Origin of the sequence: Bradyrhizobium sp. WSM3983, from assembly GCF_000473045.1 — a bacterium.
Taxonomy (GTDB): Bacteria; Pseudomonadota; Alphaproteobacteria; order Rhizobiales; family Xanthobacteraceae; genus Bradyrhizobium.
In genome coordinates this window covers 64,646-81,164 of sequence record NZ_AXAY01000028.1, presented here as the reverse complement: position 1 = coordinate 81,164, position 16,519 = coordinate 64,646, and the positions used below count along the sequence as shown (strand labels likewise).

The 16,519-nt window shown below is 64.2% G+C and carries 15 protein-coding genes; 5 read left to right on the top strand and 10 right to left on the bottom strand.

Features of this window, described 5'->3' with window-relative positions; genetic code table 11:
- Positions 1 to 28 precede the first annotated feature (28 nt).
- Positions 29 to 1,597 (top strand): GMC family oxidoreductase, encoded by a 1,569-nt coding sequence (locus tag YUA_RS0131050; protein WP_027534196.1) that lies wholly within the window; start codon positions 29 to 31, stop codon positions 1,595 to 1,597.
- An 80-nt stretch (positions 1,598 to 1,677) separates the two neighbouring features.
- Here the strand turns inward: YUA_RS0131050 and YUA_RS0131045 are convergent, their stop codons facing one another.
- Entirely contained in the window at positions 1,678 to 1,995 is a 318-nt protein-coding gene (locus YUA_RS0131045) for a ribbon-helix-helix domain-containing protein (RefSeq protein ID WP_027534195.1), read from the bottom strand.
- A gap of 240 nt (positions 1,996 to 2,235) precedes the next feature.
- On the opposite strand from YUA_RS0131045, the gene mutL reads away from it, so the two are divergent.
- Positions 2,236 to 4,050, top strand: coding sequence for a DNA mismatch repair endonuclease MutL (mutL, locus tag YUA_RS0131040; RefSeq protein ID WP_027534194.1), 1,815 nt, complete (start codon positions 2,236 to 2,238; stop codon positions 4,048 to 4,050).
- Positions 4,051 to 4,166: 116 nt separating this feature from the next.
- Here mutL and rsmD read toward each other — a convergent pair whose 3' ends face one another.
- Together rsmD and YUA_RS0131030 are read right to left on the bottom strand one after the other, a co-directional pair.
- Positions 4,167 to 4,721, bottom strand: coding sequence for a 16S rRNA (guanine(966)-N(2))-methyltransferase RsmD (gene rsmD / locus YUA_RS0131035; protein ID WP_027534193.1), 555 nt, complete (start codon positions 4,719 to 4,721; stop codon positions 4,167 to 4,169).
- A 1-nt stretch (position 4,722) separates the two neighbouring features.
- Positions 4,723 to 6,822, bottom strand: coding sequence for a pseudouridine synthase (locus YUA_RS0131030; RefSeq protein ID WP_027534192.1), 2,100 nt, complete (start codon positions 6,820 to 6,822; stop codon positions 4,723 to 4,725).
- 119 nt (positions 6,823 to 6,941) lie between these two features.
- Here YUA_RS0131030 and YUA_RS0131025 point away from each other — a divergent pair, with 119 nt between their 5' ends.
- Positions 6,942 to 7,400: a nucleoside deaminase gene (locus YUA_RS0131025; protein ID WP_035972290.1), complete on the top strand. Its 459-nt coding sequence runs from the start codon at positions 6,942 to 6,944 to the stop codon at positions 7,398 to 7,400.
- Here the strand turns inward: YUA_RS0131025 and YUA_RS0131020 are convergent.
- Positions 7,397 to 8,302, bottom strand: coding sequence for an alpha/beta fold hydrolase (locus YUA_RS0131020; protein ID WP_027534190.1), 906 nt, complete (start codon positions 8,300 to 8,302; stop codon positions 7,397 to 7,399). The genes YUA_RS0131025 and YUA_RS0131020 overlap by 4 nt on opposite strands.
- A gap of 133 nt (positions 8,303 to 8,435) precedes the next feature.
- Positions 8,436 to 9,719, bottom strand: a complete 1,284-nt coding sequence (gene purD / locus YUA_RS0131015; protein ID WP_027534189.1) for a phosphoribosylamine--glycine ligase — start codon at positions 9,717 to 9,719, stop codon at positions 8,436 to 8,438.
- A 350-nt stretch (positions 9,720 to 10,069) separates the two neighbouring features.
- Between purD and YUA_RS0131010 the strand changes: the two genes are divergently transcribed.
- Positions 10,070 to 11,101 (top strand): hypothetical protein, encoded by a 1,032-nt coding sequence (locus YUA_RS0131010; protein WP_027534188.1) that lies wholly within the window; start codon positions 10,070 to 10,072, stop codon positions 11,099 to 11,101.
- Between the two features lie 583 nt (positions 11,102 to 11,684).
- Here the strand turns inward: YUA_RS0131010 and YUA_RS0131005 are convergent.
- The 4 genes from YUA_RS0131005 to YUA_RS0130990 all read right to left on the bottom strand — a co-directional run bounded on the left by YUA_RS0131005 (position 11,685) and on the right by YUA_RS0130990 (position 14,261).
- Positions 11,685 to 11,984 (bottom strand): transcriptional regulator, encoded by a 300-nt coding sequence (locus YUA_RS0131005; RefSeq protein ID WP_027534187.1) that lies wholly within the window; start codon positions 11,982 to 11,984, stop codon positions 11,685 to 11,687.
- Positions 11,984 to 12,541: a hypothetical protein gene (locus tag YUA_RS0131000; protein WP_027534186.1), complete on the bottom strand. Its 558-nt coding sequence runs from the start codon at positions 12,539 to 12,541 to the stop codon at positions 11,984 to 11,986. Before YUA_RS0131000 ends, YUA_RS0131005 begins: the two co-directional genes overlap by 1 nt.
- 81 nt (positions 12,542 to 12,622) lie before the next feature.
- Complete coding sequence (locus YUA_RS0130995; protein WP_027534185.1) at positions 12,623 to 13,216, bottom strand: inner membrane-spanning protein YciB; 594 nt, start codon at positions 13,214 to 13,216, stop codon at positions 12,623 to 12,625.
- Positions 13,217 to 13,250: 34 nt separating this feature from the next.
- Entirely contained in the window at positions 13,251 to 14,261 is a 1,011-nt protein-coding gene (locus YUA_RS0130990; protein ID WP_027534184.1) for an alpha/beta hydrolase, read from the bottom strand.
- Positions 14,262 to 14,380: 119 nt separating this feature from the next.
- Between YUA_RS0130990 and xseA the strand changes: the two genes are divergently transcribed.
- Positions 14,381 to 16,021, top strand: a complete 1,641-nt coding sequence (xseA, locus tag YUA_RS0130985; protein ID WP_084292988.1) for an exodeoxyribonuclease VII large subunit — start codon at positions 14,381 to 14,383, stop codon at positions 16,019 to 16,021.
- Positions 16,022 to 16,185: 164 nt separating this feature from the next.
- Here xseA and YUA_RS50395 read toward each other — a convergent pair whose 3' ends face one another.
- Positions 16,186 to 16,335 (bottom strand): hypothetical protein, encoded by a 150-nt coding sequence (locus YUA_RS50395; RefSeq protein ID WP_156947360.1) that lies wholly within the window; start codon positions 16,333 to 16,335, stop codon positions 16,186 to 16,188.
- Between the last annotated feature and the right edge of the window lie 184 nt (positions 16,336 to 16,519).

Genomic DNA, 16,519 nt, shown 5'->3' with positions numbered 1-16,519 from the left:
GCACCCCAACGGGTTGAGGAGAACGCAAATGGCAAAATTCGATCTGAACGATAACAGCGTTGTGGTGATCGTCGGCTCCGGTGCGGGCGGCGGTACGCTGGGCAACGAGCTGGCGCAGAAAGGCGTCAAGGTGGTCATCCTTGAGGCCGGGCCGCGCATCGAGAACCAGGACTTCATCAACGACGAATGGGACAGCTTCTCCCAGCTCGCCTGGAGCGATGCCCGCACCACATCAGGAACGTGGCGCGTCGCCAAGGATTTCTCGGGTCTTCCCGCCTGGATCGTCAAGGCGGTCGGTGGCTCCACGATTCATTGGGCCGGCGCCTCGCTGCGCTTCGACGAGCACGAGTACAAGGTGAAGAGCACCTACGGCAGTATTCCCGGCGCGAATTTGCTTGACTGGCCGGTCACGCTCGCCGAGATGGAGCCGTGGTACGCCAAGGCTGAGAACAAGATGGGCGTGACCCGCACCAACGGCATCCCCGGACTTCCCGGCAACAACAATTTCAGGGTGCTCGAAGCCGGCGCAAAGAAGCTCGGCTACAAGACTGTGCACACCGGCAACATGGCGATCAACAGCCAGCCGCGCGATGGACGCGGATCCTGCCAGCAGATCGGTTTCTGCTTCCAGGGCTGCAAATCCGGCGCGAAATGGTCGACGCTCTACACCGAGATCCCCAAAGGCGAGGCGACCGGCAATCTCGAGGTCCGCCCCGGCAGCATGGTGGTCAAGATCGAGCACGATGCCAGCGGCAAGGTCACCGGCGTGGTCTATGCCGACGAGACCGGCGCGATGCAGCGCCAGAAGGCGCGGATCGTCGCGGTCGCAGGCAATTCGATCGAGAGTCCGCGGCTGCTGCTCAACAGCGCGTCGAGCATGTTCCCCGATGGGCTCGCCAATTCATCGGGACAGGTCGGCCGCAACTACATGCGGCACATGACCGGCAGCGTCTATGCCGTGTTCGAGAAGTCGGTGCACATGTATCGCGGCACCACGATGGCTGGCATCATCCGCGACGAAGCCGCCAACAATCCGAAGCGCGGCTTCGTCGGCGGCTATGAGATGGAGACGTTGTCGCTCGGACTGCCCTTCATGGCGGCGTTCCTCAATCCCGGTTCATGGGGCCGGCCGTTCACCGCTGCGATCGACGGCTATCCGCGAATGGCCGGCATGTGGCTGGTCGGCGAGGACATGCCGCAGGAGACCAACCGCATCACGCTTGATGCAACCGTGAAGGACAAGTTCGGGATGCCGGTGGCGAGCGTGCATTACGACGATCATCCCAACGACCTCGCGATGCGGGCCCATGCCTACAAGCAGGGCGCGGCGGTCTATGACGCGGTCGGCGCCACGGTGACCTATCCGACGCCGCCCTATCCGAGCACGCACAATCTCGGCTCCAACCGAATGAGCGAGAAGCCGCGCGACGGCGTCGTCAACAAGTTCGGCCAGAGCCACGACGTCAAGAACCTGTTCGTCTCCGACGGCAGCCAGTTCACCAGCGGCGCAGCCTGCAATCCGACGTTGACCATCGTCGCGCTCGCGATCCGGCAGGCCGATTACATTGCGGGGGCGATGCAGAAGAAAGAGATCTGAGGTCCGATACGACAAAGCGGCTCCGTCTTGCCTGACGGAGCCGCTTTTGCTTTTGCGAGAGTGCCCGGAAGCGTACGCGGCTATTCGGCCGCGTCGAGAATGGGCGCAACCGTTGCCTTGAAATCCTGCGCCAACGCTAGGCTCTTGGAGCGATAGATCAGGCAGGAGCAGCGCAATAGCGACGCGAAATTATTGACCTCGCCATGATGGTCGAGCACTTCGTTATAGAGCGTGGTCAGGAACTTTCCGACGCTCATGCTCTCCTTGGCTGCGATCTCCTCCAGCGTGTCCCAGAACGCCATTTCCAGCCGGATCGAAGTGCAGTGACCGCCGATCCGCAGCGAGCGGGTCTGCGATTCATAGTCGCGTTGGGGCTGGTGCGCGAAGAGATGGCACATGGCGTCCTCCCGTCCTGTTGCCGTTTTTTCACGATGCTACACCGCGGCCCGGCACCCCACAATCATGACGGTAGCTGGAGATCGGCCTGGGCCGGTTGCGCGATTTTCTCGAACGTCCAATATCTTCAATGTGATAGGCATCCCTCTTCCCCAGGCCGCCACGTAGCAGTTGCCCAACACATGCTTTTGACGCAACACGGCCTAGAATAGCGCCGTCAGCGAATCCAGATCGAAAGCCCCATGCCCGTCCGCCAATTGCCAGAGCAGGTCGTCAACCGCATCGCCGCCGGCGAGGTGGTCGAGCGTCCGGCGAGCGTGGTCAAGGAACTCGTGGAAAACGCGATCGATGCCGGCGCGAGCCGGATCGACGTCTTCACCGATGGCGGAGGGCGGCGGCGGATCGGCATCACCGATGACGGCAGCGGGATGACGGCGAAGGATCTCGCGCTCGCGGTCGAGCGCCACGCGACGTCCAAGCTCGACGACGAGGATCTGCTCCAGATCCGCACCCTCGGGTTCCGCGGCGAGGCGCTGCCCTCGATCGGCTCGGTCGCGCGGCTCTCGATCACCACGCGGCATGTCAGCGAACCGCATGCCTGGGCGCTGAATGTCGAGGGCGGCGAGAAGTCCGAGATCATGCCGGCCGCGCTCGCGCACGGCACCCGCGTCGAAGTCAACGATCTCTTCTATGCGACGCCGGCGCGGCTGAAATTTTTGAAGACCGACCGCACCGAGGCGGAGGCGATCCGCGAAATCGTAAGGCGCCTCGCCATGGCGCGGCCCGATGTCGCCTTCACGTTGGCGGGCGAGGAGCGCGCGCCGGTGACCTGGGCTGCTGCGCTGCCGGGCGCCGCCGGGCGGCTGACGCGGCTCGGCGACATCCTGGGCGCGGAGTTCCGCAGCCATGCCTTCGAGGTCCATGCCGAGCGCGAGGGCGTCGTCGTCGCCGGCTATGCCGCAGCACCTGCGCTGACCAAGGCCAACGCGCTCGGGCAATATCTCTTCGTCAACGGCCGTCCCGTCCGCGACAAGCTGATCTTAGGGGCGGTGCGCGGCGCTTACGCCGACTATCTGCCGCGCGACCGGCATCCGGTGCTGGCGCTGTTCGTCACGCTCGATCCGCGCGAGGTCGACGCCAACGTGCATCCAGCCAAGACCGAGGTGCGCTTCCGCAACGCCGGCCTCGTGCGTGCGCTGATCGTGCATGGGCTGAAGGAAGGTCTTGCGCGCGAAGGACGGCGCACGGCCGCCAACGGCGGCGAAAGCGCATTGTCTTCGTTCCGGCCCGCTTTCACACCGCCGCGTCCGGCAAGCTGGGACTGGCGAGCCTCGCCATCCGCTCCGGTCGTGCCAATGCCGTCATTTGAAGGCTCCGCCGCGCCGGCCTTCGCCGAACGCGCGCAAGCTGGGTTCGATGTCAGTGCGCCGAGCGCGGACGTGCGCTTCGACCCACAGCCCGTGACCGACCTCGTCGACCGTCCGCTCGGCGCGGCGCGCACGCAACTGCACGAGACTTATATCGTGTCGCAGACCCGCGACGGTCTCATCATCGTCGACCAGCACGCCGCGCATGAGCGCATCGTCTATGAACGACTCAAGGCCTCGCTCGCCGAAAACGGCGTGCAGCGGCAGATCCTGCTGATCCCCGAGATCGTCGAGATGGACGAGGCCACGGTGGAGCGGCTGCTGGAGCGCAGCGAGGAACTCGGTTCACTTGGCCTTGCGATCGAGTCCTTCGGCCCCGGCGCGGTCGCGGTGCGCGAAACACCGTCGCTGCTCGGCAAGACCAATGCGGGCGGGCTGCTACGAGATCTCTCCGAGCACATGGCCGAATGGGACGAGGCGCTGCCGCTGGAGCGCCGCCTGATGCACGTCGCCGCCACCATGGCCTGCCACGGCTCGGTGCGCGCAGGGCGAAGGCTGCGGCCGGAGGAGATGAACGCCCTGCTCCGCGAGATGGAGGAGACGCCGAACTCCGGCCAGTGCAATCACGGCCGACCGACCTATGTCGAGCTGAAGCTGTCAGACGTCGAGAAGCTGTTCGGGCGGAGGTGAAGGTGCCGTAGGGTGGGCAAAGGCGCAACGCGCCGTGCCCACCATCTGTCCATTATCGTGAGAGAAGCGGTGGGCACGCTTCGCTTTGCCCACCCTACGAGAGCTTCGCTCGTCGGCTACGGCTTCCTCAAAAACACGAACTCAGTGTCGTCATACGTCCTCCGCTCCAGCTCCTCAAACCCTTCCGGCGCCGCGAACTGCGCGGCCTTCGCCTCTTCCACCACCAGCAGCGCGCCCGGCGTCAGCCAGCCGCCATCGCGCAAGCTCACGAGCGCCTTCTCCGCAAAACCCTTGCCATAGGGCGGATCGAGGAACACCAGCGAGAACGGTTCGACGGGATGCGAGGGGCCGAGATCGGTCGCATCGCGGCGATAGACTTTTGTGACGCCGCCGAGGCCGAGCGACTCGACATTATTCCGGAGCAACGCGCGCGCCTCCGCACCGTTATCCACGAACAACGTGAATTTCGCGCCGCGCGAGGACGCCTCGATGCCGAGCGCGCCGGTGCCGGCGAAGAGATCGAGCACGCGCGCGTCCTCGATCGGGTCATCGTAGGCGTGGGCGAGGATGTTGAACACGGACTCGCGCAGGCGATCCGCCGTGGGACGGATGTCGCGCGAAGACGGTGAGGCGAGATTGCGCCCCTTCAAGCGACCGCCGACCACGCGCATGCTAGTCGTCCTTTGGCGTCAAATCGCGCTTGCCGTGATAGCCGCGCTTCGGGCGGCGCGGCGGCCCGTAACCGTTGGCCTCGTCCTCGTTGCGCTCGCGGGCTTCGTCGCTGCCGGTGCGCTGCACCAGCACGCGGCGGCCCTTGCGGTCAGCGATCACGGCGCGCTTGGACGTCTTCTTCTCGCCCGATGCCTCGCCCTCGCCTGACGGCGATTTCTTCGGCACGTCGAACTGCGCCCCAGACTTCTCGATCACCTTGTCGCCGAGCTGCTCGCGCAGCACGCGCGCGCGGATCTCCTCGACCTGGCCCTCGGGCACTTCGCCGAGCTGGAACGGACCGTAGGAGACGCGGATCAGCCGGTTCACCTCGAGCCCGAGATGGGCGCAGACGTTACGCACCTCGCGGTTCTTGCCTTCGCGGATCGCGAACACCAGCCAGACATTGGCACCCTGGTCCCGCTCCAGCGTCGCTTCGATCGGACCGTATTTCACGCCCTCGACCTCGATGCCTTCCTTGAGCTGGTCGAGCTGCGCCTGAGTGACATCGCCATGGGCGCGGACGCGATAGCGGCGCAGCCAGCCGGTGTCCGGCAGCTCCAGCGTGCGCGCGAGGCCACCGTCATTGGTGAGCAGCAGCAGGCCTTCGGTGTTGAAGTCGAGCCGGCCGACGCTGATCAGCCGCGGCAGGCCTTCGGGCAGATTGTCGAATACGGTCGGACGACCCTCGGGATCGTCATGCGTCGTCATCAGCCCGCGCGGCTTGTGGTAGAGGAACAGTCGCGTGCGCTCGCGTTCGGGCAACGGCTTGCCGTCGACCATGACGACATCGTTGGGCGTGATGTCGAGCGCGGGCGAATTGATGATGCGGCCGTTGACGGTGACGCGCCCCTGCGTGACCATCTCCTCGGCATCGCGGCGCGAAGCGAGCCCCGCACGCGCCAGCGCCTTGGCGATGCGCTCGCCGGCCTTCTTTGGCTTCGGCGCCTCTTCCCGGCGCGGCCGTCCCTCAAAATCCCGCTCGCGCGCACGATAGGCGCCACGGCCGCCGAAGGCCGGACGCTTCTCGAAGATCCTGCTCTCATCCTCGTTTTCGCGGCGCGGACGATCGCCGAAGCGGCCTTCGCTGCGCGGATGCTCGTGCCAGTCGGAGCGGCCCTCGGAGCGCTCGCGCGGACGATCGAATTTGGGGCGGTCGCCGCCGCGGGGTCGGTCACCATCACGATGGGGCCGATCGAACTTGGGACGATCATCGCGCGAACGATCGAACTTCGGCCGATCAAATTTGGGCCGCTCGCGGAACGGACGATCGCCGGAGGCGCGATCGTCCCGCGAACGCGAGAACCGCGGACGGTCCTCGCCGCTGCCACCTTCACGCTTCTGCCAGGGCTTGTCTTCGCTACGGTCGCGGCCGCCAAAATCCTTGCGCGGGCCTTTGCTGAAATCCTTGCGCGGCGGACGGTCACCGCGCGGAGCCGAGTCCCGTTTCTGCCACGGCTTTGAATCGCTCCGCTCGCCGCGATCGCGCGGTCGGTCGCTACGGTCCGGCGCGCCGCGCGAAAATTTCCGCTCGCTGTCGAACTTGCGCTCCGGGCGGTCGCCGCGCGGCGCGTAAGGCCGCTTGTCGCCGAACTTCTTCTCGCCGGAGCGACCAGCGGGACGGGAATCGTCGCGATCGCGGCTCCGCGGTGGACGATCGTCGCGCCCATAGGACGGCCGATCACCGCGCGGCTTGAACGGCCGCTTCTCGGCATCACGCGACGAGCGATCGGAAAACGGCCGGTCACCGCGCGGCTTGAAGCTGCGCTCGCCGCGGCCCTCGCCAGCGCGATCGTCGCGCTTGAAGCGCGGCCGCTCGCTGAAATCCCGGCGCGGGGCATCGCCCTCCTCACGCCGGCGGAATGGACGAGCCTCGCGGTCGCCGCGGGGCGGACGGCTATCACGGTCGCCACGGGGCGGCGGGCGGCTGTCGCGGTCGCCCTTTCCTTCAGGGCCGCGCTTGGCGAATTTCTTGTCGGGACCGCGCGGCTTGCCGCTACGGCCGCCTTTGGCCGGGCCTCGCCGGCCGCGGGAATCGTTGTCTTTGTCGCTGTCGCGAGGCATGAATAATCTCACTCAGGGGGTGGCCAAAAAGCATTGTGCGCGCTCATTCGGAGCCGCATGCTCAGGCAATATCGGTAAGCACTTCTGCTGAAGGCGCAGCTACTAGCAGGTTTCTTCGGATGATACGAGGCTTGAAAGCCCCCTCTTTCATGGAATTGGCGCTCAAAACGGCCGAAAATGCCGGAAAGGCGGGCGAAGTTCCGATCGGATGCGTGGTGGTCCGCAACTACGAGGTGATCGCCACGGCCGCCAACCGGACGCTGACCAATTATGACCCCACGGGCCATGCCGAGATCATTGCGCTGCGCGAGGCGGCCAGGAAAATCGGCAGCGAGCGCCTGGTCGACTGCGACCTCTACGTGACGCTGGAGCCCTGCACTATGTGTGCGGGCGCGATCTCCTTTGCAAGGGTCCGCCGGCTCTATTACGGCGCGGCCGACCCCAAGGGCGGCGCGGTCGAGTCCGGCGTGCGGTTCTTTGCGTCGCCAACCTGCCATCACGCGCCGGATGTCTATTCCGGGGTCGGCGAGAGCGAGGCGGCGCGGCTGCTCAAGGAGTTCTTTCGCGAGCGGCGTTAACTCCTCGCGAAAAACTCCCGCAGCGCCTTCGCGGTGACGTCGGGGTCCTCCTCGGTGAGGAAGTGGCCGGAGTCCACCGGCTGGCCTTCGACATTGGTCGCCCATTGCTTCCAGATATCGAGCGGGGTCGCGGCGGCCTGGGCGATGCCGACGCCGCCCCACAATGCCAGCATGGGAACGGTGATCTTCTTGCCGGCCTCGAAATCGGCCTTGTCGAGGTCGTAATCGATATAGGCGCCGGCGCGATAATCCTCGCACATCGCATGCACGCGGGCGGGGTCGCCGAACGGCGCGATGTAGTGCTCGAGCGCGCGCTTGTCGATCGCGTCCAGCGTCTTCGACTTGGTCTGGCTCGCCATCTTGAAGCGCAGGAAGAATTCGCCTTGGCCCGAGATCAGCGTTTCCGGCAGCGGCGCGGGCTGGGCGAGAAAAGTCCAGTGATAGATCTTCAGCGCATAGGCGCGGTTCATGCGCTCCCAGTAATTATAGGTCGGCAGGATATCGAGCACGGCAAGCTTCGACAGCCGGCCGGGATGATCGAGCGCCAGCCGATACGACACGCGGCCACCGCGATCGTGGCCTGCGAGCGCGAAGTGGACGTGGCCGAGTTGCTCCATCACCTCCACCATGGCCTTGGCCATCGCGCGCTTGCTGTAGGGCATGTGCAGCGCATCGCTCTCGGGCATGTCGGACCAGCCATAGCCCGGCAGGTCGGCGATGATCAGCGTGAACTGGTCGGCCAGCTGCGGCGCCACGCGGTGCCACATCACATGCGTCTCGGAGAAGCCGTGCAGCAGCAACAGCGGCGGCCCCTTGCCGCCGACGCGGGCGAAGATGCGCCCGAACGAGGTGTTGACCCATTCGGAGGCGAAGCCGGGATAGAGATCGGCGAGATCGGACATCAGTTCCATCCCTCAAAATGTCGAAAACAACCCCATGCACAGTAGCACGGTGATTTCGGCGGAGGACGCTAAGCCCAACAACCAGTTGCGCATTTTTGAAAAGTCGATGTGGCGGCCCGATGGCGCGCGCGAGCTAGCCCCTGGGCTTCTCGGTTTCCACCGCCTGCCAGCCGATGTCGCGGCGGCAGAAGCCCTCCGGCCAGTTGATGCGGTCGACGGCCTGATAGGCGCGGGCCTGCGCTTCGGTCACGGTCGCCCCCAGCGCGCAGACATTGAGCACGCGGCCCCCATTGGCGAGGACGGCGCCGTCCTTCGCAACCGTGCCGGCGTGGAAGATCTCGACGGTGTCGATCTTGGCCGCGTCATCGAGCCCCTCGATCCGCGTGCCCTTCTGATAGTCGCCGGGATAGCCCTTCGCCGCCATCACCACCGTGAGCGCGGATTCCGGATACCAGCGCAGATCGAAATTCTTGAGCTGACCATCACATGAGGCCAGGAACGCCGGCACGATGTCCGACATCATGCGCAGCATCAGCACCTGGCACTCGGGATCGCCGAAACGGACGTTGAACTCGAACAGCTTTGGGCCCTGCGTCGTCAGCATGATCCCGGCGTAGAGGATGCCGCGGAACGGCGTGCCGCGCTGCTTCATGCCGGCGACCGTCGGCAGAATGATCTTGGCCATGATCGCGTCGTGGATCGCAGGCGTCACCAAAGGCGTCGGCGAATAGGCGCCCATGCCGCCGGTGTTCGGCCCGACGTCATGGTCGAACACGCGCTTGTGGTCCTGGGCGGAGGCCAGCGGAATGGCGGTCTCGCCATCGCAGAGCGCGAAGAAGCTGATCTCGCGGCCCGGCAGAAATTCCTCGATCACCACCTCGGCGCCGGCTTCGCCAAACGCACCCTCGAACATCATGGCGATGGCGTCCTCGGCCTCGCGCACGGTCTTGGCGACGACGACGCCCTTGCCAGCGGCGAGGCCGTCTGCCTTCACGACGATCGGCGCGCCCTGGCTGTTGACGTAGTCGCGCGCGTCCTCAGGCTTGGTGAAGCGCTTGTAGGCGCCAGTCGGAATGCCGAACTCGGTGCAGAGCGCCTTGGTAAAGCCCTTGGAGCTTTCGAGCTGGGCGGGGATCTTGTTCGGCCCGAACGCCTTGATGCCGGCGGCGGTGAGGTCATCGACGATGCCAGCGGCCAGCGGCGTCTCCGGGCCGACCACGACCAGCTCGACCGCATTGTTTTTGCAGAAGGCTATCACGGCGGCATGGTCGGCAACGTCGAGCGCCACGCATTCCGCCTCGCGCGCGATGCCGGCATTGCCGGGCGCACACCAGAGTTTGGTCACCAGGGGAGAGGCCGCGATTTTCCACGCCAGGGCATGTTCGCGGCCGCCGGAACCAAGCAGGAGAATGTGCATCGAAGGCTCAGAATGAGGGGTTTGCTGGGGCGGAGGTCGCACGAATCGGGGTGGGGCTCAAGGGGGGTGGCCCAAACTCCCGTCATTCCGGGGCGCGGCGAAGCCGCTGTCCCTTCTCCCCTTGCTGGAGTGTAGAGCCCTATAGATATCAGCCGGTTACGGTTTCAAGTCCCTTAGAAGTCCCTGCGGGTGATCCGGAAGCCAAGGCTTACACGGCGATCACGGTAGCGGCCTTGCTACCGTGATTTTTGTTTGCTGCTCCCTGTGAATAGCGGGTGGGCGGTAGCAATCTGCGCATTGGTCGCCTGTGTTGTGTCATCGTCGCTGATCTTTGATTCTCAGGATGTCCTATGAACGCAGTCAATGACGGCAGTCAAATGCAGCAACTGAAAGCCGGAGACCGGCTTTGGGTGTGGCTGGCGGAAGAGCCGTCAGCCCTCGAAATCGAGCTAGCGGATGCCCTCACCGTTTTCCCAAAATTAGAAAACGCTGAAGATAACAATGGAGTCTTTCACGTTAGAGTATACTCATGGCGCGGCAGCCCTGACTTCACTCAGGACTTTCTGAAAACGCATCTGCCTAATTCCGTCGAACTACCCTTCGAACGAATGATCAAGTTCGTGAAAATCGACAAAAAAATAGAGTTCTCCATTCCAGTCGCTATACTATCTTTTTCGCACAGCGCAGAAGCTGGAGCAGTCCACGTCAGTCCTCTCAAATATTCCTTCTGGGATCAGACGTTGATGATATTGGCATCTCGCCAATCTGACCATGATCGCAAGGACTCAGCGCTGACTGGGTCGTTTGATTCACTCGGGCTTGTTTCGTTATTGTCCGGCCAAATTTTGCATGGCGGCTGTTTGTTGTCCTCCTACTTCTGCATTACTCGAAAAAAGTTTTTGAGCGGGACGCTAGGGGTGGTTACTCAGTCCTCTACGGACTGGGCACCGCTACAATTTGCGAGTGCCAATCAAGACGGCCTCGATGCGCGAGATGATCGGACCCATGCCGCACTCTGGTTTGCCGGTTCAGCATTTTCGTCAAACGACAACGCGTCCAAAATCGTCTCGTATATCACCGCACTGGAAATATTGATGGGGAAGAACTTACAAAACTATCTAAGCCCCCTGTATCGGAAAGATAAGGAGCTACAAAAGCTGGCATTGGAAAAGTTGACGGCCTTAAAGAGCCTTCGTGGTGACCTCGTGCATAAAGGTCGTCGCGTCGTCCTCTCGGCAGAACTTGAAAGATACGCGCAAGCATTTATCCTTGATGCGATCCGTCAGAACAACAATGTCACCACAGAGGTCTTTGCTGTGCAAAACGTGGCCTTGGCTATTATGACCGCCTCCGCGCGAGCAGCCACGCCGCAACCCTCATAAGGATGATGATTTGGCGGGCCACCAGCCTCGCGGTCAAGCGATGTCCAGCGGCGGCAAACGCAGCTTGGGATGTTCAGAAGCAGATGAGCATTGTATTTCCGTATGCCGGAGGCAGACATGGGTGAGATCGCCTTCAAGAAGGATACGCCTCGCAGTGTTTTGCCCGATTTAGACTAGAGAGCGGTGATCAGATCATGATCTCGGTGGTGGAGTCAGGCGCGGGTATTCAAAATGAAATGGGCAGGCATGTTTCCCTCGTCAACGCTTTGGGCATCAGCCAGTATGGCTCAGGCGGCGGACACATTCTTCTATGAGCAAAAGCCTTTCCAGCGTCCGCTCGACTCCATGATCGACAAACTTATTAACTACCGAATTACGGTAACAGTGCACAAAATTCCCAAAACGAAGCATCGGTTGACACTGTCTATGCCTGTCAGCGTTGTCGCTGTCATTCCGGGGCGCGCAGCGCGAGCCCGGAGTCCATTGGGCGGCAGCGTTGGTGCAAAATAGATTCCGGGCTCGTCGCGTCGCGACGCCCCGGAATGACGGAGAAGAGATGGGCGCGCGGGCTCGACGGCAGAGGCTATACCTGCTTCCCCGCAATGATCTCCTGCAACGTCGCGACGTGGCGCGCGAAGGCGCCGCGGCCGGTGGCGGTGGCGGTCACGGTCGTCTGCGGCTTCTTGCCGACGAAGGCCTTGTCGACCGAGACATAGCCGGCCTTGGCCAGGGTCTCGATATGCGCGCCGAGATTGCCGTCGGTGGCGCCGGTGAGCTTCTTGAGCCGGGCGAATTCGAGGCCGGCCGCCTGCGGCAGTGCGTTGAGCGCCGCCATGATCTTCAGCCGCAGCGGCTGATGGATGATGTCGTCGAGCTCGGCCATCAGATCCGCCGCATCCAGAGGCCGCCGACGATCAGGCCGCCGCCGTTGACGAAGGCCATCCAGAGCGGGAATGCCGCGCCGATGTAGAAGAAGCCGATCAGCGTCAGCGCGGTGATGCCGAGGCCGATCGCCACGAATGCGTAACCGAACCAGAGCCCGGCGGCGGTATAGAACAACATGAAGTAGATCGGCCAGAACGTGCCCTGCTCGCGCGCGTTGAAGTGTCCGAGGATGCTGACGCAGAACAGGCCGAACGCGAAGAACAGGACCAACACGACGAAGATTCGAGGATCGAAGCTCTGCACGCCGGTGCGTGAGCGCATGTAGGCACGGATCGCGAACAAGCCGATCACGCCGGCGGCGTGGACGCTGATCCAGATGTAGCCGCCGGAAGTCGGCCAGAGCCAGGTCACGATATTGCCGGCGAACACCAGCACGCCCCACCAGATCGCTACGAGGCTCGCCATTTCGTAGAGCCGGGACTGCCGCACGCGCTGGACGATGTCGTCGATCTCTTTCAGCGCCGACGCGGCGTCGCTGGAATCGATGCTGATCATGATCCGCTCCCTGCTTTCATCATCTCATCCGCAGTCGCCGAGACTGCCGCGGGGTCGCTGACGTCCCCATGTGATCCCCGATCAATTCGGCATCGTCGCAACAGCGCGCGGGCGGTCGACGGCAAGACGCCGTTTGCGCGCGACGCCGACGCTGCGCATGACCGTGTAGCCGATCAGGAACATCAAGGCTTTGCTGACGATGCCGTAGATCGACATGGCCGCCGACCAGGTCCCGACATCGAAATTGAGGGCCACGATCACGTTCAGCGCGGCAGAGAAGAACATCAGGCCCGACCAGGCGTAGCCGACAATGACGGCGATATCCGGCACCAGCTCGATCGCAATCGGCGGCAGATAGCGATTCATCCAGCCCCGCTTCAACATCACCACGCCGACGATGATGTAGATCACGCTCGGCTTGATCATCATGAATCGTGGATCGTTGGTGATCAGTGTGACCGTGCCGGCGCCGAGCACCAGAAACAGGCTCATCCATTGCATGGTGTCGATCGGCTTGCGGCGCACGACTTGCCAGCCGATCTGGGCCGTGCCCAGCACCATGCCGAGCACGACCGACAGGGTCACGTTGTGGGTCAGCAGGTAAAGGGCGAGAAAGAACAACGTCGCCGCCATGTCGAGAAGCAGCAATTTTCCGGCTTCGAACAGGTTTTTCATAGGTTGCTCCACGGCTCGCCAAAAGCGGGTCGCATCATGACTGGCCAGCTCCCCGCGTCGCCACATCCTCGGCGATCGCATTGACCGCCTTCGGACTGGTGACGATGCCGTTGTGGTTGACGCCCTCGATCACCTTGACGTCGACGGACGGCTTCACCGCATGGACAGCTTCCTCGTAGTTTTTCGAGATCATCATCTCATCTTCGGCGCCGCCGAAGATCGTCAGCGGATGGGTCACGTTGGGGAGATCGATGCGATAACCGCGGGTGGCGAAATTGCGCATCAGGCGGTCGGAATAGGTGGGGGTCAGAATCCGTTCCGAATTCGGCGGCACGGCGAAGGCGAGCACCGGAAGCTGCGCGCAACAATCGATGCCGAGCTTGCGCAGCGCGGCGAGAGCGAAGAGGCGCGGCAGGTCGGCATTGGCCCAGCCGCCGGCGTGCGGCTTGTTGGTCGGCGCGTCATAGCCGAGATAGGGCGCGACCAGCACGGTGCGAACGAACAGGTCCTGGATGATCGGCGTCGCTGCGACGCGGAGCGAGAAGCCGGCACCGGCGGAATGACCGACCAGGGTCAGCGGCAGATCAGGCGCGCTTCGGCGGACATGGGCGACGAAATCGACGAGATCGTCCTCGAGCTGGCCGACATAGCCTATATCGCCGCGCGTGCCCGACGCACCATGGCCGCGCGTATCGAGCGCCCAGGTCTCGACGCCATGCGCCGCGAATGCCGCTGTCAGCGCGTGATTGACCGTGCCGGAAGAGCCCGAGGAGCCATGGATGAAGATTGCACCGCGACCAGTGTCTGGCCCCTTCGCGGCGTAACGCCGGAAGCCGAGCCAGGTGCCGTCGCGGGCCTGAAAACGCTCGAGCGGCGGCAGCGTGGACCAGTCGATGCCCTTGGCGGAATCCGAGACGGAGCGCAGCTCCGCTGGCCGCTGCAGCGGCGTCGCGATCAGCGCGGTGAAGATCAGTGCCGCTGCGCCGACGGCGCAGAGCCCCCATTTCAGCAAGCCCAGCGCACCTCGCAGCAATCGCATCGCCATGGTCCAAACTCCTTGACCGGATCACCAATAGAGAACTCTATATTACAGAGTACTCTTATGATCAAGAGCCGGATTCGCGCTTGCCGGCGAAAATCCTTAACGTCGAGACCGACCCCAAAATGCCGAATCGTTTGCCGATGCCGCCTGCGGAACCGCTGCTTAATACGCCCGAATTCACCGTCTCCGAGCTCTCGCAGTCCCTGAAGCGGACGGTGGAGGACACCTATGGCCATGTCCGGGTCCGCGGTGAGATCTCCGGGTTCCGCGGCGCCCACTCCTCCGGGCATTGCTATTTCGCGCTCAAGGACGAGAGCGCCAAGATCGAGGCGGTGATCTGGAAGGGGGTGCACGGCCGGATGCGCTTCAAGCCACAGGAAGGGCTCGAGGTCATCGCCACCGGCAAGCTCACGACCTATCCGGGCTCCTCGAAGTACCAGATCGTGATCGAGGCACTGGAGCCGGCCGGCATCGGCGCGCTGATGGCGCTGATGGAGGAGCGCAAGAAGAAGCTCGCCGCCGAAGGCCTGTTCGACGAGGCGCGAAAGCAGCTGCTGCCCTGGCTGCCGGCCGTGATCGGCGTGGTGACCTCGCCGACCGGAGCTGTCATCCGCGACATCCTGCACCGGCTCGAGGACCGCTTCCCCCGCCACGTGCTGGTGTGGCCGGTGAAGGTTCAGGGCGAAGGTTCGGCCGAGCAGGTTGCAGCCGCGATCCGCGGCTTCAACGCGCTGCCGGAGGGCGGCAAGATTCCACGGCCCGACGTGCTCATCGTCGCGCGCGGCGGCGGCTCGCTGGAGGATCTCTGGTCGTTCAACGAGGAGATCGTGGTGCGCGCGGCGGCCGAGAGCACGATCCCGCTGATCTCGGCGGTCGGCCACGAGACCGACATCACGCTGATCGATTTCGTCGCCGACAAGCGCGCACCGACGCCGACGGCGGCGGCCGAAATGGCGGTGCCGGTGCGCAGCGATCTGTTCGTCGAGGTCGCCGATCTCGCGCGGCGGACGCGTGCCTATTGGCAGCGAGCCCACGAGAGCCGCCGCAGCGAGCTTCGCGCCGCCGCACGCGCGCTGCCGGCTGCAGGCGATTTGCTCGCGATCCCGCGGCAACGGCTGGATTCGGCAGGTAGCGCCCTGCCCCGCGGGCTCAAGGCCAACACGCACGCACATTTCCGCAGGTTTACGGCGGCGAGCTCGAAGCTGACGCTGCGGGTGCTGCACGGCCAGATCGCGCAGGCCGGGCACCGGCTCACCGTGTGCGGTGAACGGCTCGGCCTGTCCGCGCGCTCGCTGCTGCGGCAACGCCGCGACCGCTTTGCCGGACTTGAAGTGCGCCTGCGCGCCTCAAAGCTCTCCAACGCGCAAGCGCAGCGCAACGCGATTGCCCGCCAGCGCGAGCGCACGCACCGCCTCGCTGAGCGCGCCAACCGCGCGGTTGTCACCTTGCTGCAGCGGCTCGATGCCCGCGTCGAGAACAGCGGCAAGCTGCTCTCCGCGCTGTCCTATCGCGGCGTGCTCGCCCGCGGCTTTGCGCTGGTGCGGGACGAAGCCGGGCATCCGCTGCATTCGGCTGATAGCGTCGGGCCCGGCGCACGCGTCGAGATCGAGTTCGCGGACGGACGCGTGGGCGCGACGGCGGATGCGGATCGGGCAGCACCTGCGGCCAAACGCGCGCCATCGCAGCCGAAGCCGGCGGCGCAGGACACAAAGCCAGCGCCGAAGCGCGTCGGCAAGCCGGTGGATCAGGGCAGTTTGTTTTAGGGGCGCTGGACGGCGCCCTATCCTCGGTGTCGTCCCGGCGAAGGCCGGGACCCATACTCCCAGGGAGAAGTTTGGCGAAGACTTGTCGTTCGGTACTCCGACCGAATGCAATCGATAGATTCCGCGGTATGGGTCCCGGCCTTCGCCGGGACGACCAGAACCCTCTACCGGCAGGACAACCCGGCGTCCATCGTGGTCCAGAAGCCGCAATGTTCCGGCGCGAGCTGCGGTGCGCCGGCTTGGGCTTCGAACAGGAAGACCGCGATGGTGAAGATGATCAGTGCGGCGGAGAAGATGACGATGCGGTTGCGCATGAGAGATTCGTTTAGCCGACATCATGGTCGAACTAAGGCACCGACATCCGCTGAAACCGGTGTGATGCGCGATCCGTAGATTCACGGTCGGCCATCTCGGTCCGTGCAGGGCGGTGGTCGATGCGGGGCTGTCCGCCTCACCTTGTTCCTCGGGCGGCCCCGCTTCCGCCTTCGCTCTACCGAG

What these genes read in the sequence shown, in the direction of transcription:
- YUA_RS0131030 (WP_027534192.1), bottom strand. Translation starts at nt 6,822, where the DNA reads ATGCCTCGCGACAGCGACAAAGACAACGATTCCCGCGGCCGGCGAGGC.
- YUA_RS50395 (WP_156947360.1), bottom strand. Translation starts at nt 16,335, where the DNA reads ATGCGCAACCGCATCGTCATCTTCTCCGCCGCACTGATCATCTTCACC.
- xseA (WP_084292988.1), top strand. Translation starts at nt 14,381, where the DNA reads ATGCCGAATCGTTTGCCGATGCCGCCTGCGGAACCGCTGCTTAATACG.
- YUA_RS0131020 (WP_027534190.1), bottom strand. Translation starts at nt 8,302, where the DNA reads ATGTCCGATCTCGCCGATCTCTATCCCGGCTTCGCCTCCGAATGGGTC.
- purD (WP_027534189.1), bottom strand. Translation starts at nt 9,719, where the DNA reads ATGCACATTCTCCTGCTTGGTTCCGGCGGCCGCGAACATGCCCTGGCG.
- YUA_RS0131045 (WP_027534195.1), bottom strand. Translation starts at nt 1,995, where the DNA reads ATGTGCCATCTCTTCGCGCACCAGCCCCAACGCGACTATGAATCGCAG.
- YUA_RS0131050 (WP_027534196.1), top strand. Translation starts at nt 29, where the DNA reads ATGGCAAAATTCGATCTGAACGATAACAGCGTTGTGGTGATCGTCGGC.
- YUA_RS0131010 (WP_027534188.1), top strand. Translation starts at nt 10,070, where the DNA reads ATGAACGCAGTCAATGACGGCAGTCAAATGCAGCAACTGAAAGCCGGA.
- YUA_RS0131000 (WP_027534186.1), bottom strand. Translation starts at nt 12,541, where the DNA reads ATGATCAGCATCGATTCCAGCGACGCCGCGTCGGCGCTGAAAGAGATC.
- YUA_RS0130995 (WP_027534185.1), bottom strand. Translation starts at nt 13,216, where the DNA reads ATGAAAAACCTGTTCGAAGCCGGAAAATTGCTGCTTCTCGACATGGCG.
- mutL (WP_027534194.1), top strand. Translation starts at nt 2,236, where the DNA reads ATGCCCGTCCGCCAATTGCCAGAGCAGGTCGTCAACCGCATCGCCGCC.
- YUA_RS0131025 (WP_035972290.1), top strand. Translation starts at nt 6,942, where the DNA reads ATGATACGAGGCTTGAAAGCCCCCTCTTTCATGGAATTGGCGCTCAAA.
- rsmD (WP_027534193.1), bottom strand. Translation starts at nt 4,721, where the DNA reads ATGCGCGTGGTCGGCGGTCGCTTGAAGGGGCGCAATCTCGCCTCACCG.
- YUA_RS0130990 (WP_027534184.1), bottom strand. Translation starts at nt 14,261, where the DNA reads ATGGCGATGCGATTGCTGCGAGGTGCGCTGGGCTTGCTGAAATGGGGG.
- YUA_RS0131005 (WP_027534187.1), bottom strand. Translation starts at nt 11,984, where the DNA reads ATGGCCGAGCTCGACGACATCATCCATCAGCCGCTGCGGCTGAAGATC.